This window comes from Curtobacterium sp. YC1 (assembly GCF_016267665.1).
Taxonomy (GTDB): domain Bacteria; phylum Actinomycetota; class Actinomycetes; order Actinomycetales; family Microbacteriaceae; genus Curtobacterium.
The window spans coordinates 990,251-1,006,179 of record NZ_CP066341.1; the positions used below are offsets into that span (position 1 = coordinate 990,251).

Consider the following 15,929-nt stretch of genomic DNA (forward strand, 5'->3'; position numbering starts at 1 on the left):
CCCCGACCCGGGTGGGGTTATCCCCCCTCTTCCACAGATCGCGCGGTCCGCGCCACGCCGGCTCCGTCCTGGACCACGCTCGTCGGATGGGTGACGCACTCCGAGCACTGGTCGACGCGGTCGGACTCGACGTCGGGCCGGGAACCGAGGTCCTGTCCGACGACGAGTCCTGGACGCTCGACGTCGACGCCGCGGGCGAGCACATCTGGGTGGCCACGCGGTCACGTCCGCTCTGGCTGCGACGAGGGGAGGACATCGCCTGCGTCGACGCCGGCGCCGCTGCCCTGGTCGGACCGCACCCGGGGATCACGGTCAGCACGGGATCGCACCGCTCCGGCCCGCCCCGCGTCGCGGACAACTACGAGTACGACCACGAGGCGCTCTTCGCGCACACGGGCGTCCTCGTCGGAGCAGCCTCGCTCGGCCCGCTCGCCGACGAGGTCCTCGCGCTCCCACCCATCGCGACCACCGGCCCGCCCGGCGCTCCCTCGCCCGATGTCGTCCTCGCGCTCCGCCACGTCGCGCACCTCGACGGCGGGAGGTGGCACGGAGCGCAGCGGCAGGCCCTCGCCCGACTCGTCGTCACGACGGTGCTCCGGGACAACCCACCCCCGATGCTCGGCGACAACGGTCTCGCACGGGTCCTCGACCGCCTGTTCGATCCTGCCGGTCCGCCGTCCGTACGGGCGCTCCTCGACGGCATCGACATGTCGGAGCGCACCCTCGAACGCCGGTGCGCCGCGGCGACGGGCTGCACGCCCGCGCAGCTCGGCCGCTGGTACCGCAGCCTGTCGATCCGGAACGCGCTCGCTCGTGGCGACCCGCCAGCCGAGGTCGCGGCACGTTCCGGCTACAGCACGACGTCGTCGATGCGGCGTGCGCTCGCGCGGGTCCGACCGCCGACGAACCGCAGGGCCGAGCGGTGGTGACCGCGGCCCGCGGTGAGGACGTTCCGCTCTGCAGCGCTGGCGGTTCTGGTTCGTGTTCTCCCTGGTGCGCGAACCGGGATCGTCACGGCGCCGAGGAGACCGCGGCCTCCCGCCGCCCGGATGATGCCCGGACTCCCGGTGTCGGCAGTCGCGTGCTCCGGGAACGGCGGGGGTCAGGCCGGGGCGCGGCTGGTCGACTCGCGGACGCCGGGTGGGGCGTTCCGCTCTGCGGCGCTGGCGGTTCTGGTTCGCGTTCTCCCTGGTGCGCGAACCGGGATCGTCACGGCGCCGAGCAGACCACGGTCTTCCGCCTCCAGCGCTGTGCGCGGACACCGGGTACCGGCAGCCGCGTGCTTCGGGAGCGGCGGGGGTCAGGTCGGGGCGCGGCTGGTCGACTCGCGGACGCCGGGTAGGGCCTTCCGCTCCGTGGCGCTGGCGGTTCTGGTTCCCGTTCCCCGCGGTGCACGAACCGGGATCGTCACGGCGCCGAGGAGACCGCGGTCTCCCGCCGCCCGGACGATGCCCTGACAACCGGTGTCGGTAGTCGCGTGTTCCGGGAGCGGCGCGGCTGGTCGACTCGCGGACGCCGGATGGGGCGTTCCGCTCCGTGGTGCTGGCGGTTCTGGTTCGTGTTCTCCGCGGTGTGCGAACCGGGATCGTCACGGCGCCGAGCAGACCACGGTCTTCCGCCGCCAGCGCTGTGCGCGGACACCGGGTGTCGGCAGCCGGGTGTTCCGGGAACGGCGGGGGTCAGGCGGGGGCGCGGCTGGTCGACTCGCGGACGCTCAGGGTGAGGGACGGGCCCGGACGCGAGGGGAGCGGGACCCGGGCCTCGATCTGCTCGCGCAGCAGCGTCGCCGCCCGCTGCCCGAGCTCGACGGTGTCGCGGGTGAGCGAGGTGATCGCCGGTCGGACGAGCCGGATCATCGCCGAGTCGTCGAAGGACACGATCGACACGGCGCCCGGCACCGCGACGCCCATCTCGCTCGCCACCCCGAGTCCGGCGACGGCGAGCACGTCGTTGTCGTACACGATCGCCGTCGGTCGGACGCTCCGTGACAGCAGGGTCCGGGTGGCGCTCGCACCGGCCTCGGCCGAGTAGTCCGTCGGCACGGAGACGGCGTCGTCGAGCCCCTCGCGGGCGGCGAAGGCCCGCACCCGGTCCATGCGCATGGCGGTGTGCTCGAACTCCGGCCGCCCGGCGACGTGGGCGATGCGCCGGTGCCCGAGGGCGTGCAGGTAGCGCAGGACGGTGTCGGTGGCGTGCGAGTCGTCGATCCAGACCGTGGGCGCCGTTCCGGCCGGCGAGGGGTGCGAGCCGACGACGACCGTGGGCATGCCGAGGTCGGCGAGCAGGGCGAGCCGGGGGTCCTCGCGGCGTGGGTCGATGACGATCACCCCGTCGACCCGGTGCCCGCGCCACCAGTCCCGGTAGGTCTCGAGCTCCTCGTCGGCATCGCGCGCGACGAGCAGGTTCATGCCGACGTGGGTGCCGGCCAGGCCGAGCTGGATGCCCGAGATGAGGTCACCGAAGAACGACTCGGTGCCCAGGGTCCGGGCCGGCCGGTTCAGCACGAACCCGATCGAGCCGGCCTTCGCACCGCCGAGCGCGCGGGCGGCGGTGTGCGGCTGCCAGTCGAGCTCGCGGGCGATCTCACGCACGCGCCGCCGGGTCTCGTCGGAGACGCCCGGCCGGTCGTTCAACGCGAAGGACACCGCACTGATCGACACGCCGGCCCGTGCGGCGATGTCGGCGATCGTCGTTCGACGCTTGGTGACCACGGGGTTGACTATAGCGCTTTAGTCATGAACAGTGTCTGCCACACACGGGTTCGGGGACCAGTACTGAACCGGTTCAGCTATGACGAGGGAGTCAGACGCCATGAGGACCAGCACACGCATGACGAGGGGCCGCGCCACCGCGCTGCTCGCGACGGCCGCCGCCACGGCGCTCGTCCTGACCGGCTGCTCGAGCGGCGGGAACGCGGCCGACGGCGGCGACGGCGAGATCAGCGGCACCATCACGCTGCAGACCTGGGCACTCACGCCGACCTACACGGACTACCTCGACGGCGTCATCGACGACTTCGAGAAGGCCCACCCGGACGCCAAGGTGAAGCTGCAGGACCAGCCCGGCGACGGGTACGCCGACAAGGTGCTCAGCCAGGCGTCGTCGAACTCGCTGCCCGACGTGATCAACCTGCCGCCGGACATCGCCCTGCCGCTCGCCAAGCGCGGGTTCCTGCAGGACGTCGGGAAGGACGACCCGAAGCTCGCCAGCACGTACGTCGCCGGCGCGGTGGACTCGTACAAGTACAAGGGAGTGGACGGCACATTCGGGTACCCCTGGTACCTCAACACCGACGTGAACTACTGGAACTCGACGATGTTCGCCAAGTGCGGCCTCGACGCGGAGAACCCGCCGAAGACCACCGACGAGCTGTTCACGCAGGCGAAGACCATGCACGACAACTGCCCGACCGACTACCTGATGAGTCGGAAGCCCGGCCTCGGTGACTTCACGCTCGCCGGCGTCCAGGTCCTCAACGCCGACGGCACGAAGTTCACCTTCGCCGACTCGTCGGAGGCCGCCGACCTGATCGACCGCTACAAGGACGCGTACCAGGACGGCTACATGCCCTCCAACGTGCTGAACAGCGACTACCTCGGCAACTCGACCCTGTTCACGCAGGCCAAGGTCGCCTGGACCACCGGTGGCGCGACCTCGCTCGCCGACTTCGAGAAGAACAACCCGTCGCTCAAGGGCAAGGTCACCGTCAGCCCCGCGCTCGACACCCCGCCGCTCTACGTGCAGGGCCTGTCGGTGTCGAGCGGGTCGAAGCACCTGGCCACCGCCGAGGCCTTCGCGAAGTTCATGACGAACGCGGAGAACCAGGAGGCGTTCGCCCACCAGGTCAACATCTTCCCGTCCACCACGTCGTCGCAGTCCGACCCGTACTTCTCGAAGGACGACGGCACCGTGAACGGCGAGGCCCGGGTCCTGGCGAACGAGGCCCTCAAGTCGGCGGAGGTCATCAACCCCGTCGAGGCGAACTCCGCGATGACGGACTTCCTCGACCAGCAGATCGCCCTCGCGATGAAGGGCCAGGTGGCGCCGGAGCAGGCACTCGAGACCGCCCAGACCAAGATGAACAGCCTGCTGGCCAACGGCTAGCGGCGACGGGAGGATCGCCATGCGTGCGAACCGCTGGTACACACCCTGGTTGCTCGTCCTGCCGGCTCTGATCTGGCTCGTCGCGTTCAGCCTGTGGCCCTCGATCAACACGGTGCGGCTGTCGTTCACGAACGCCAGCCCGCTCGGCGGCGTCAGCCAGTGGGTGGGGATCCAGAACTTCCAGACCCTGCTCGCCGACCCGCAGGTGTGGGAGGCGCTGCTCAACAGCGTCATCTACATGGCGGTGTGCCTGCCGCTGCTGACGGTCCTCCCGCTCCTCATCGCGGTGCTCGTGCAGCAGAAGTTGCCCGGGATCGCGTTCTTCCGCACCGCGTTCTACACGCCGGTCATCGCGTCCGCGGTGGTCGTCGGCCTCATCTGGACGTGGATCCTCGACGACCGCGGCGTCATCAACGAGATGGCGCAGGCCCTCGGTGTCGTGCAGGGCAGCGTCCCGTTCCTGACCGACCGGTGGCTGCTGCTCCTCAGCGCGATCAGCCTGACGGTGTGGAAGGGGCTCGGCTACTACATGATCATCTTCCTCGCCGCCCTCGGGAACGTCGGCAAGGACCTGCACGAGGCCGCAGCCCTCGACGGCGCCGGCGCGGTCCGACGCTTCTGGTCGGTCACGATGCCCGGGGTCCGCGGCACCATGACGCTCGTCGGGATCCTGGTGTGCGTCTCCGCGCTCCGGGTGTTCAGCGAGCTCTACATCCTCACCAACGGCACCGGTGGGCCCGGCGGGCAGGACAACTCGCTCGTCATGCTCATCCAGCAGTACGCCCGCGGCTTCACCGGCAACCTCGGCTACGCGTCCGCCCTGAGCCTCCTGCTCTTCGTCGTGACGCTCGTGCCGATGCTGGCCCTCGCCCGGATGAACAGCAAGGCGGACAAGTGACCAACACCACCAGCACGACCGAACCCGTCATCGGCGGCGCGCAGGGCGCGGCCAGCCCGACGCCGGACGTGACCGGCGCGACCGACGCGGGACGGGCCTCCCGGCAGAACGGACGAGGCGGACGAGGCGGACGAGGCGGACGCGGGCGGCGCCGCGCGGTCTGGGGCGTCATGTCCACCCGCGAGAAGGTCGTCCGCTACGTCCTGCTCGTCGTGGTGCTCTTCATCACGATCGGCCCGTTCCTGTGGCAGCTGTCCACCTCGCTCAAGGGCGCCGGCGAGGACATCTACACGGCGAACCCGTCGTTCATCCCCTCCGAGCCGACCTTCGAGAACTACCTCAAGGTGGCCGCCGCGATCCCGGTGTGGCGGTACATCGGCAACTCGCTGCTCGTCGCCGCGATCGACGTGTTCGGCAACATCGTGTTCGCGACGCTCGCCGGGTTCGCGCTCGCGCGGCTGCAGTGGCGGCACCGGAAGCTCGTGCTCGGCCTGTTCCTCGGCACCCTGGTGCTGCCCGGCGAGGCGACGATCATCTCGCAGTTCGTCACCGTGAAGGACCTCGGCCTGGCCGACAACCTGGTCGGCGTCGCCCTGCCCGGCATGATCGCCGCCCTCAACGTGCTGCTCATGTTCAACGCGTTCCGGCAGATCCCCGAGGAGATCGACCAGGCGGCGGTGATGGACGGCGCGAACGCGATGCAGCGGCTGCGGTACATCTCGCTGCCCGCGGTGCAGGGGACCATCGCCGTCATCGCGATCTTCTCGTTCATCGGCGCGTGGGACGACTTCCTCTGGCCGCTCATCGTGCTGCAGTCACCCGAGAACCTCACCCTGACCGTCGGGTTGCAGTACCTGCAGGGCACGTTCGCCACCGACCAGCGGATGATCGCGGCCGGCACCATGATCGCGTTCGTCCCGATCGCCGTGATCTTCGCCGTCCTGCAGCGCTTCTTCTTCAAGGGCGTCGAAGAGGGCGGTGTGAAGGGCTGATGCGCTTCGGGGTCAACTACACGCCCTCGGTCGGCTGGTTCCACTCGTGGCTCGACTTCTCACCGTCGGACACCGCGCGGGACCTCGAGGCGATCGCGTCGCTCGGCGCCGACCACGTGCGGATCTTCCCGCTCTGGCCGGTCGTCCAGCCGAACCGGACGCTCATCCGGGCCTCGGCGCTGCAGGACGTCGCCACGGTGGTCGACCTCGCCGGATCGTTCGGCCTCGACGTCAACGTGGACGCGCTGCAGGGGCACCTGTCGAGCTTCGACTTCGTGCCCTCGTGGCTGGACAGCTGGCACCGCCGCAACATGTTCACCGATCCGGACGTCGTCGCGTCGACCGCGGCGTACGTCCGGGCGCTCGCCGCGGCGGTCGCCGACCGGCCGAACCTGCTCGGCATCACCATCGGGAACGAGGTCAACCAGTTCGCGCACGCGCCGCACCCCGCACCGCACGCGATCACCGCCGAGCAGGGGCACGCGTGGGCGGCGGCGATGGTCGCGGCGGCGCGCGACGGCCTGTCGTCCGGCCGGGAGGCACGGCTCGGCCCCGCCACGTCGGCCCCGTCCGGCACCGGGTCGCGTCCAGGACCGCTGGTCACCGTCGCGCAGTACGACGCGGCCTGGTACGACGACGCGCAGCCCTTCGGCCCCGAGCACGCGGCGGACCACGGCGACGCCACGGTCACGCACTCGTGGGTGTTCAACGGCTCGGCGGCGCTGCACGGCGCACTCGGGGCCGGGTCGGTGCGGCACGGGGAGTACCTGCTCCAGCTCGCCGCAGCCTGGAACCGCGACGCCGCCCGGCCGAACTGGCTGCAGGAGGTCGGCGCCCCCACGAACGTCGTCGACCCCGCCGACGCCGCTTCGTTCACCGAACAGACGATCCGGCACGTGCTCGACGCGCAGCAGGTGCTCGGGGTGACGTGGTGGTGCTCCCACGACGTGTCCCGGTCGCTCGCCGACTTCCCGGAGCTCGAGTACGACCTCGGGCTGTTCACGAACGACGGCCGACTGAAGCCCGCCGGCCAGGCCTTCGCCGACCTCGCCCGCGCCGAGCGCACCCGACAGGCCGCCGCCGTCCCCCCGGCCACCGCACTCGTCCTCGACGACGTGCTGTCGGACGGCCCGCTCCGGCACGGCACGCGCGCCGACTGCGCCCCCGGCGGTCGGTTCGCCGCCGCGTGGCTCGCCCTGGCGGAGGCTGCGCCGGACGGCCGCGGACCGCAGGTCGTCCTGCGCTCCCGGCTGTCGGACACCGCGCTGCTGGCCGCCCGAGGCATCGACCGCTGCGTCGACGTGCCGTCCGACCTCGACACCACCACCGTCCGCGTCGCCCACCCGGCGACGACGCCCTGACCCGCGACCACGCCCGACCCGCGACCACGCCCGACCCCGGAAGGCCCCATGCACGACGACATCCCCCTCACCACCGGACGCGCCCGACGGGTGCTCGACGAGCGGATCACCCCCGCGGTGCACGCGACCACGACGGCCCTGCAGGCCGCCTGGCACGAGCTGCCGGGGGAGCCGATCCCGCCGACCGAGGGACTCGCGCTCACGTTCGAGCCCTACGAGGTGGGGACACCGTGGGGTGCTGCCTGGGGCACGACGTGGTTCCGGCTGATCGGGACCGTGCCGGCCGAGTGGGCCGGACGCCGGGTCGAGGCCGTGATCGACCTCGGCTTCGACAAGAACATGCCCGGGTTCCAGTGCGAGGGGCTCGTCTACCTGGCCGACGGCACCCCGGTGAAGTCGATCAACCCGCGCAACCAATGGGTCCTGGTCACCGAGCGGGCCGAGGGCGGCGAGACCGTCGAGCTCTTCGTCGAGGCGGCATCGAACCCCGTCCTGCTCGACTACCACCCCTTCCTGCCGACGCAGGAGGGCGACGTGCAGACGTCGTCGTCGAAGCGGCTGTACGCCACCCGCCGCATGGAGCTCGCCGTCTTCCAGTCCGAGGTGCACGAACTCGCCCTCGACATCGACGTCCTGCTCGAGCTGCAGGCCGAGCTGCCCGCCGGACCCCGACGCATGCGGATCCTGCAGGCGCTCGACGACGCCCTCGACGCGCTCGACCTGCAGCACATCCCAGAGACCGCCGGGGAGGCCCGAGCGGCGCTCGCCGAGGTGCTGGCCGCGCCCGCCGAGGCCTCCGCGCACACGATCTCCGCCGTCGGGCACGCCCACATCGACTCTGCCTGGCTCTGGCCCGTGCGCGAGACCATCCGCAAGGTCGCCCGCACCACCTCGACCATGACCGAGCTCATCGACCAGACCGACGACTTCCTGTACGGCATGTCGAGCGCGCAGCAGTACGCGTGGATCAAGCAGCACCGCCCCGAGGTCTACGCCCGGGTCGAGGCTGCGGTCGAGGCCGGTCGGTTCCTGCCGATCGGCGGCATGTGGGTCGAATCCGACACCGTGATGCCGACCGGCGAGAGCATCGTCCGTCAGTTCTCGCAGGGGCAGCGGTTCTTCGAGCGCGAGTTCGGCATCCGACCGAAGGGCGTCTGGCTGCCGGACAGCTTCGGGTACTCGCCGGCGCTGCCGCAGCTCATGCGCCGCGCGGGCTTCGAGTGGTTCTTCACGCAGAAGATCTCATGGAACCAGGTGAACAAGTTCCCGCACCACACGTTCCTGTGGGAGGGCATCGACGGCTCGCGGGTCTTCTCGCACTTCCCGTCGATGGACACCTACAACTCGCGGCTGTCCGGCAGCGAGGTCGCCAAGGCCTCCCGCCAGTTCCGCGAGAACCGGCTCGCCACCGGTTCGATCGCCCCGGTCGGCTGGGGCGACGGCGGCGGGGGCACCACCCGCGAGATGACCGGTACCGCCGCACGGCTGGCCGACCTGGAGGGCAGCGCGAAGGTCCGCTGGGAGCACCCGGACACGTTCTTCGACCGCGCGAAGTCCGAATTGACCGACCCGCCCGTGTGGGTGGGGGAGCTGTACCTCGAGCTGCACCGCGCCACCCTCACGAGCCAGCACGGCACGAAGCAGGGCAACCGCCGGTGCGAGCAGCTGCTCATCGAGGCCGAGCTCTGGGCCGCGACCGCCGCGGCCCGCACGGACTTCACCTACCCGTACGACGAGCTCGACGCCCTGTGGCAGCAGGTCCTGCTCCAGCAGTTCCACGACATCCTGCCGGGCACCTCGATCGCCTGGGTGCACCGCGAAGCGGTCGCGAAGTACGCCGAGACGGCCGCGGCGTTGACCGCGATCATCGACCAGGCGCTCTCGGCGCTCGCCGGTACCGGGGACACGGCCGTCGTCGTGAACCCGGCCCCGTTCCTCCAGGCAGGCGCACCTGCGCAGGGTGCGGTCGTCGCGACCGACGTGGCGGCGGTGACCGTGGTGTCGCTGACCGAGCAGGACGGCGGCTACGTGCTGGCGAACGACCTGGTGCGGGTCGTCGTCGACGCACAGGGGCTCGTGACGAGCGCCGTCGACCTGGCGAGCGGGCGCGAGGCGATCGCGGCCGGCCAGGCGGCGAACCTGCTGCAGCTGCACCAGGACTTCCCGAACATGTGGGACGCGTGGGACGTCGACCGGTACTACCGCAACCGGGTCGAGGACCTCGTGTCGACCACCGGGCTGACCGCGTCGGTCGACGACGCAGGGGTCGCCCGCGTGGTCGTCGAGCGGGCGTTCGGTGACTCGTCGGTCCGCCAGGAGATCGTCCTGGCACCCGGCTCGCGCACCCTCGAGTTCGACCAGGTGACCGATTGGCACGAGACCGAGAAGTTCCTCAAGGTGGCGTTCCCGCTCGACGTCCGCGCCGAGCACACCGTCGCCGAGACGCAGTTCGGCGCGCAGAAGCGGGTGACGCACACGAACACCTCGTGGGAGGCCGCGAAGTTCGAGACCTCGATGCACCGCTACGTGCTCGTGTCCGAGCCCGGCTTCGGCGTCGCGCTCGTCAACGACTCGATCCACGGCTTCGACACCACCCGTGACGCCGTCGACGGCCACGTCACCACGACCGTGCGGCTGTCGCTGCTGCGGGCGCCGCGGTTCCCCGACCCCGAGACCGACCAGGGCGTGCAGACACACCGCTACGGCATCGTCATCGGCACCGACCAGCTCGGGGCAACCGAGGCCGGCGTGCGGATGAACGCGGGCGCACGGACGATCACCGGAGCGCACGGGTTCGCGCCGCTCGTCCAGGTGTCCGGCGGGGTCGTGCTGTCCAGCGTCAAGCTCGCCGACGACCGCTCGGGCGACCTGGTCGTCCGCGTGTACGAGCCGTCCGGGCAGCGGGGGACCGGCGCGATCGCCCTGTCCGAGGGCGACGGGGCCGCCTTCGGCACGGCTGCCGAGGTCACCCTGCTCGAAGAGCCGCTGGCCTCGGCCGGCGCCGTCGAGGCGACTTCGTTCGCCGTCGACGCCTACGAGGTCCGCACCTTCCGCTTCCCACGCAACTGATCGACCCGTCCAACCAAGGAGGAACGTCATGAAGCAGTCCACGAAGTTCGGCATCGCGACCGCACTGGTCGCCATGCTCGCGGCACCACTGGTGCCCGCTGCAGCATCCGCTGCGCCGTCTCCGTCCGGTTCGAGCCACGGACACGGACACGGGCACGGCTCCGGGCACGGGCACGGCCACGGGCACCACGCCGTCCCCACGAAGTCCGGCCCGACGAGCGTCGCCTACGTCGAGGTCAACAACGACGAGCTCGCGAACGTCGGCCGGTACACGCTCGAGAACGGCGCGAACGCGTTCGACGTGGCGATCATCTTCGCCGCGAACATCAACCGGGACGCGAACGGCAAGGCGGTCCTCTACAACAACGAAAACGTGCAGCGCACCCTCGACCAGGCCGCAACGCAGATCCGCCCGCTGCAGGCCAAGGGCATCAAGGTGACGCTCTCGGTGCTCGGCAACCACCAGGGCACCGGATTGGCGAACTTCACCTCGAAGGCAGCCGCGCGGGACTTCGCCGCGCAGGTGTCGGCGACGGTGGAGAAGTACGGGCTGGACGGGGTCGACCTGGACGACGAGTACTCCGACTACGGCGTGAACGGCACGCCGCAGCCCAACGACCAGTCCATCGGCTGGCTCATCAGCGCCCTGCGTGCCGACATGCCGGGCAAGATCATCTCGTTCTACGACATCGGCCCGTCGTCCGATGCCCTGAAGACCGCGAGCCCGTCGATCGGGAAGAAGCTCGACTACGCCTGGAACCCGTACTACGGCACCTACACGGCGCCGACGATCCCGGGCCTGCCGAAGTCGAAGCTCTCCGCCGCCGCGGTGGACATCCAGAACACCCCGGAGACCACCGCCGTCTCGCTCGCGCAGCGCACGAAGGCCGACGGGTACGGCGTCTTCATGACGTACAACCTGCCGGACGGTGACGAGTCGGCGTACGTGTCGTCCTTCACGAAGGTGCTGTACGGACAGGCCGCGTCGTACCGCTGACGCGTTCGTCCCGACGGCGGCTCGCGCCCCGTGCTCCCCGGCTCCGGCCTGGAGGCGCGGGGCGTGTCCGTCGTCATGGTCCTGTTGGTCCGGAGGAGGCACGAGTTCCCGTTCGCCCTTGACGGTTCCGGTTCGCAGACCGCGGCGATCGCGAACCGGAACCGTCAACCGTCGAAAGGGAAACCCGGTCCGGCGTACGCGACGCCCCGGCCCGGCCCGCTCGACGCCCCGGCCCGGCCCGCTCGACGCTGCGGCACGGTGCGGCTCCCGCATCGGGCTTCCCGACTCCGGCCTGGAAGCGCGGGGCGCGTCCGTCGTCCTGCTCCCGCTGGCTCCGGGGAGGCATCGGTTCCTCCTCGCCCTTGACGGTTCCGGTTCGCAGACCTCGGCGATTGTGAACCGGAACCGTCACCCGTCGAAAGGGAAACCCGGTCCGGCGTGAGTGATGCCCCGGCCGGCTCGACGCTGCGGCACGGTGCGTCCCCCGCCCCGGGCTTCCCGACTCCGGCCTGGAAGCGCGGGGCGCGTCCGTCGTCCTGCTCCCGCTGGTCCGGGGGAGGCACGAGTTCCCGTTCGCCCTTGACGGTTCCGGTTCGCAGACCTCGGCGATCGTGAACCGGAAGCGTCAACCGTCGAGAGGGAAACCCGGTCCGGCGTCCGCGACGCGCCGACCCGGCCCGGCCCGCTCGGCGCTACGGGCCGCTCGACGCCCCGCCCGGCCCCGCGGCCGTACGATCGCCGCATGGAGCTCGAGTTCCGCGGCGAGGTCATCGAGTGGCGCGGCCCGTCACCGTTCTTCTTCGCCGTCGTGCCGCCGGACGCGGCCGAGGTCATCGCGGATCTCGCGCCGGTGCTCACCTACGGGTGGGGTGTGATCCCGGCGCGCGTGACGATCGGCTCGGTGACGTGGACGACGTCGCTGTTCCCGAAGGACGGTGGGTACCTCGTGCCGTTGCGTTTGGCGGAGCGGAAGCGCGCCCGGGTGGAACTCGGAGACTCCCCGGAGATCACCCTCGAGTTCGCCGGTCCCTGACCGGTCGGGCTGTGGAGGGGATGACGGGAATCGAACCCGCGTAGCCAGTTTGGAAGACTGGGGCTCTACCATTGAGCTACATCCCCGCGCCTGCGCACCAGGCGCAGCCCGACCATCGTAGCGGACGAACGAGCACCGACATGCCGACGCGCGTCATCCCGAAGCCGGACGCCGGCGCCGAGCGCACGATCCGCTGGTCGCGGGTGGTGTCCTTCGTCCTCGTGGCACTCGCTGCGATCGTCCTGTCGCTGCGGCCGGAGCTGTTCGGCGACCCGCAGCACCAGCCCGCGCACGCACTGCTGCACGTCTGGCGGATCGTCGTCGGGCTGACCCTCGCCGTGGCCGCGCTCGGGGTGCAGGTCGTGGTCGGTGTGCGCTGGCGGCGTGACCTGCGACGCGCCGCGGAGGACGACGGCGATCCTCCCGGGAACCGAGCACCGGCGGACCGCTAGACTCATCGGCGTCGCGTCCGCCCGTTCGGCGTGCGTGGACACCCTGGCCCAGTCAAACGGGGCGTAGCTCAGCTTGGTAGAGCGCCCGCTTTGGGAGCGGGAGGTCGCAGGTTCAAATCCTGTCGCCCCGACCAGGTCTTCGAGGAACACCGACCACACGAACGTCAACCAACAGGAGAACATCCCTTGGCCACCAGCACCGTCGACAAGGTGAGCGACACCCGCGTCAAGCTCACCGTGAACGTGACGCCGGACGATCTCAAGCCGAGCATCGACCACGCGTACAAGCACATCGCCGAGCAGATCAACATCCCCGGCTTCCGCAAAGGCAAGGTCCCGCCGGCGATCGTCGACCAGCGCGTCGGCCGTGGCGAGGTCCTGAACCACGCCGTCGGTGACGCCATCGACACCTTCTACCGCCAGGCGGTCGAGGAGCAGGAGCTGCGCATCCTCGGTCGTGCCGAGGCCGACGTGGCCGAGCTGCCGAACCTCGCGGACTTCACCGGCGACCTCGTCCTCACCTTCGAGGTCGACGTCCGCCCCGAGTTCGACCTGCCGGACTACTCCTCGTACGAGCTCACCGTCGACGCCGTCGAGGTGTCGGACGACGAGATCGAGGAGGAGCTGCAGAACCTGCGCACCCGCTTCGGCACGCTCGTGACCGTCGACCGCCCGGCCAAGACCGGCGACTTCGCGCAGATCGACCTCACCGCTTCCATCGGCGACGACGAGGTCGACTCGGCCACCGGCGTCTCCTACGAGATCGGCTCCGGCGACCTGCTCGAGGGCATCGACGAGGCGCTCGAGTCCCTGACCGCCGGTGAGTCGACGACCTTCGAGTCGAAGCTCGTCGGTGGCGACCGCGAGGGCGAGACCGCCCAGATCGCCGTCACCGTCACCGCCGTCAAGGAGCGCGAGCTCCCCGAGGCCGACGACGAGTTCGCCCAGATCGCCAGCCAGTTCGACACCATCGACGAGCTCAAGGCCGACCTGAAGGAGCAGATCGCGAAGTCCAAGACCTTCGGTCAGGGCGCCGCAGCTCGCGACAAGCTCGTCGAGAAGCTCACCGAGGACGTCGAGATCCCGATCTCGGAGAAGCTCATCGAGGACGAGGTGCACCGTCACCTCGAGCAGGAGAACCGCCTGGAGGACGAGGAGCACCGCAAGGAGGTCTCGGAGTCCAGCGAGACCGCCTTCCGCTCGCAGATCCTGCTCGACGCGATCGCCGAGAAGGAGGAGATCCAGGTCTCCCAGGAGGAACTGACCCAGTACCTCATCCAGGCCGCCGCGCAGTACGGCATGGAGCCGGCCGAGTTCATCAAGGTCATCGACCAGAACGGCCAGATCCCCGGCATGGTCGGCGAGGTCGCCCGCTCGAAGGCGGTCGCGACCGTCCTGTCGAAGGTCACCGTCAAGGACACCAACGGCGACGATGTCGACCTGTCCGCCTTCACGGCGGGCGTCGCGCAGGAGCCGGCAGGGGCTGCCGAGTAACGATCTCGACCCTCCCAGCACGACGGACGGGAGGCTCGGTGCCAGCTGGCACCGTGCCTCCCGTCCGTCGTTTCCGCACCATCGCATTGCCGACAGCGAACAGACGGGAACTGGTGCGTTGCACCCGATAAGTTCGACATCAAGCGACAACTGAACGGGAGCTTTTCCATGGCCGAAGCAACACTGAACCCCAGTGTTTTTGACCGCCTTCTGAGAGACCGGATCGTGTGGCTCGGCTCCGAGGTCCGCGACGACAACTCGAACGAGATCGCAGCCAAGCTGCTGCTGCTCGCCGCCGAGGACCCTGAGAAGGACATCTACCTCTACATCAACTCGCCCGGTGGCTCGATCACCGCCGGCATGGCGATCTACGACACGATGCAGTTCGTGCCGAACGACATCGTCACGGTGGGAATCGGCCTCGCCGCGTCGATGGGTCAGTTCCTGCTGTCCTCGGGCACGCCGGGCAAGCGCTACATCACGCCGAACGCGCGCGTGCTGCTGCACCAGCCGTCCGGTGGCTTCGGCGGTACCGCTGCCGACATCCAGACGCAGGCCAAGGTCATCCTCGACATGAAGCAGCGCATGGCGGAGCTCACGGCCGAGCAGACCGGCAAGTCGATCGAGCAGATCCTCAAGGACAACGACCGCGACAACTGGTTCACGGCGCAGGAAGCCCTGGAGTACGGCTTCGTCGACCACCTCCGCGCCTCGAGCGCCGAGGTCATCGGCGGCGGCGGCACCGTCGGCGACGGCGAAGCACCGACCAGCGCGGCCGAGCCCGACGCCCGGTCCTGATCACCACCGAAGAAAAGGAACTGAGAATGCACCTCCCCATGCTCGGTGGCGCGCAGAACGTCCCGGCCCCGTCCAATCGGTACATCCTGCCGAGCTTCGAGGAGCGGACGGCCTACGGCTACAAGCGCCAGGACCCGTACGCCAAGCTCTTCGAGGACCGCATCGTGTTCCTCGGTGTCCAGGTCGACGACGCGTCGGCTGACGACGTCATGGCCCAGCTGCTCGTGCTCGAGTCGATGGACCCGGACCGCGACATCGTGATGTACATCAACTCGCCCGGTGGCTCGTTCACCGCGATGACGGCGATCTACGACACGATGCAGTACATCCGCCCGCAGATCCAGACGGTCTGCCTCGGCCAGGCCGCCTCGGCCGCGTCGGTGCTCCTGGCCGGCGGGACCCCCGGCAAGCGCCTCGCGCTGCCGAACGCCCGTGTGCTCATCCACCAGCCCGCGACCCAGCAGGGTGGCGGTCAGGCGTCCGACATCGAGATCCAGGCGGCGGAGATCCTCCGCATGCGCACCTGGCTCGAGGAGACGCTGTCGAAGCACTCCAACAAGACGCCGGAGGAGATCAACCACGACATCGAGCGCGACAAGATCATGTCCGCGCAGGAAGCCGTGGAGTACGGCCTGATCGACCAGGTCCTCACCAGCCGCAAGAACCTGCCGGCGCTCGTCAAGTAGCACCAGCAGGAACGACGACGCCCCCGCACCGATCGGTGCGGGGGC

13 protein-coding genes and 2 tRNA genes are annotated in these 15,929 nt (G+C 70.1%); 13 read left to right on the forward strand and 2 right to left on the reverse strand.

Features of this window, described 5'->3' with window-relative positions; all coding sequences use genetic code 11:
- The first annotated feature begins 86 nt into the window (after nucleotides 1-86).
- Complete coding sequence (locus I8920_RS04800; RefSeq protein WP_198658023.1) at nucleotides 87-929, forward strand: helix-turn-helix domain-containing protein; 843 nt, start codon at nucleotides 87-89, stop codon at nucleotides 927-929.
- Nucleotides 930-1,679: 750 nt separating this feature from the next.
- Here the strand turns inward: I8920_RS04800 and I8920_RS04805 are convergent.
- The gene (locus tag I8920_RS04805; protein ID WP_198658024.1) at nucleotides 1,680-2,711 is read right to left on the reverse strand and encodes a LacI family DNA-binding transcriptional regulator; all 1,032 of its coding nucleotides are present in this window, start codon (nucleotides 2,709-2,711) and stop codon (nucleotides 1,680-1,682) included.
- A gap of 118 nt (nucleotides 2,712-2,829) precedes the next feature.
- On the opposite strand from I8920_RS04805, the gene I8920_RS04810 reads away from it, so the two are divergent.
- From I8920_RS04810 to I8920_RS04840, 7 genes are all read left to right on the forward strand, one after another.
- On the forward strand, nucleotides 2,830-4,104 hold the full coding sequence (locus tag I8920_RS04810; RefSeq protein WP_198658026.1) for an ABC transporter substrate-binding protein: 1,275 nt from the start codon (nucleotides 2,830-2,832) through the stop codon (nucleotides 4,102-4,104).
- 19 nt (nucleotides 4,105-4,123) lie between these two features.
- A complete protein-coding gene (locus tag I8920_RS04815; protein WP_198658027.1) occupies nucleotides 4,124-5,002 on the forward strand; it encodes a carbohydrate ABC transporter permease in 879 nt (292 codons plus the stop codon).
- The gene (locus I8920_RS04820) at nucleotides 4,999-5,994 is read left to right on the forward strand and encodes a carbohydrate ABC transporter permease (RefSeq protein ID WP_198658028.1); all 996 of its coding nucleotides are present in this window, start codon (nucleotides 4,999-5,001) and stop codon (nucleotides 5,992-5,994) included. Before I8920_RS04815 ends, I8920_RS04820 begins: the two co-directional genes overlap by 4 nt.
- Nucleotides 5,994-7,355: a glycoside hydrolase 5 family protein gene (locus I8920_RS04825; protein ID WP_198658029.1), complete on the forward strand. Its 1,362-nt coding sequence runs from the start codon at nucleotides 5,994-5,996 to the stop codon at nucleotides 7,353-7,355. Before I8920_RS04820 ends, I8920_RS04825 begins: the two co-directional genes overlap by 1 nt.
- Before the next feature lie 48 nt (nucleotides 7,356-7,403).
- Nucleotides 7,404-10,424 carry an alpha-mannosidase gene (locus tag I8920_RS04830; protein ID WP_198658030.1) on the forward strand — a complete coding sequence of 1,007 codons (3,021 nt, stop codon included), beginning with the start codon at nucleotides 7,404-7,406 and terminating at the stop codon, nucleotides 10,422-10,424.
- A 28-nt stretch (nucleotides 10,425-10,452) separates the two neighbouring features.
- Complete coding sequence (locus I8920_RS04835) at nucleotides 10,453-11,421, forward strand: endo-beta-N-acetylglucosaminidase H (protein ID WP_198658031.1); 969 nt, start codon at nucleotides 10,453-10,455, stop codon at nucleotides 11,419-11,421.
- A gap of 742 nt (nucleotides 11,422-12,163) precedes the next feature.
- Nucleotides 12,164-12,454: a DUF1905 domain-containing protein gene (locus I8920_RS04840; protein WP_198658032.1), complete on the forward strand. Its 291-nt coding sequence runs from the start codon at nucleotides 12,164-12,166 to the stop codon at nucleotides 12,452-12,454.
- Nucleotides 12,455-12,466: 12 nt separating this feature from the next.
- Here the strand turns inward: I8920_RS04840 and I8920_RS04845 are convergent.
- A tRNA-Gly gene (locus I8920_RS04845) sits at nucleotides 12,467-12,540 on the reverse strand.
- 54 nt (nucleotides 12,541-12,594) lie between these two features.
- Here I8920_RS04845 and I8920_RS04850 point away from each other — a divergent pair.
- The 5 genes from I8920_RS04850 to I8920_RS04870 all read left to right on the forward strand — a co-directional run bounded on the left by I8920_RS04850 (nucleotide 12,595) and on the right by I8920_RS04870 (nucleotide 15,884).
- Nucleotides 12,595-12,906 carry a hypothetical protein gene (locus I8920_RS04850; protein WP_198658033.1) on the forward strand — a complete coding sequence of 104 codons (312 nt, stop codon included), beginning with the start codon at nucleotides 12,595-12,597 and terminating at the stop codon, nucleotides 12,904-12,906.
- Nucleotides 12,907-12,963: 57 nt separating this feature from the next.
- Nucleotides 12,964-13,040 (forward strand) — tRNA-Pro (locus I8920_RS04855).
- Nucleotides 13,041-13,092: 52 nt separating this feature from the next.
- Nucleotides 13,093-14,400, forward strand: coding sequence for a trigger factor (gene tig, locus I8920_RS04860; RefSeq protein ID WP_198658034.1), 1,308 nt, complete (start codon nucleotides 13,093-13,095; stop codon nucleotides 14,398-14,400).
- A gap of 168 nt (nucleotides 14,401-14,568) precedes the next feature.
- Entirely contained in the window at nucleotides 14,569-15,198 is a 630-nt protein-coding gene (locus tag I8920_RS04865) for an ATP-dependent Clp protease proteolytic subunit (RefSeq protein WP_198658035.1), read from the forward strand.
- Nucleotides 15,199-15,224: 26 nt separating this feature from the next.
- A complete protein-coding gene (locus tag I8920_RS04870; protein WP_027464696.1) occupies nucleotides 15,225-15,884 on the forward strand; it encodes an ATP-dependent Clp protease proteolytic subunit in 660 nt (219 codons plus the stop codon).
- Nucleotides 15,885-15,929 lie beyond the last annotated feature (45 nt).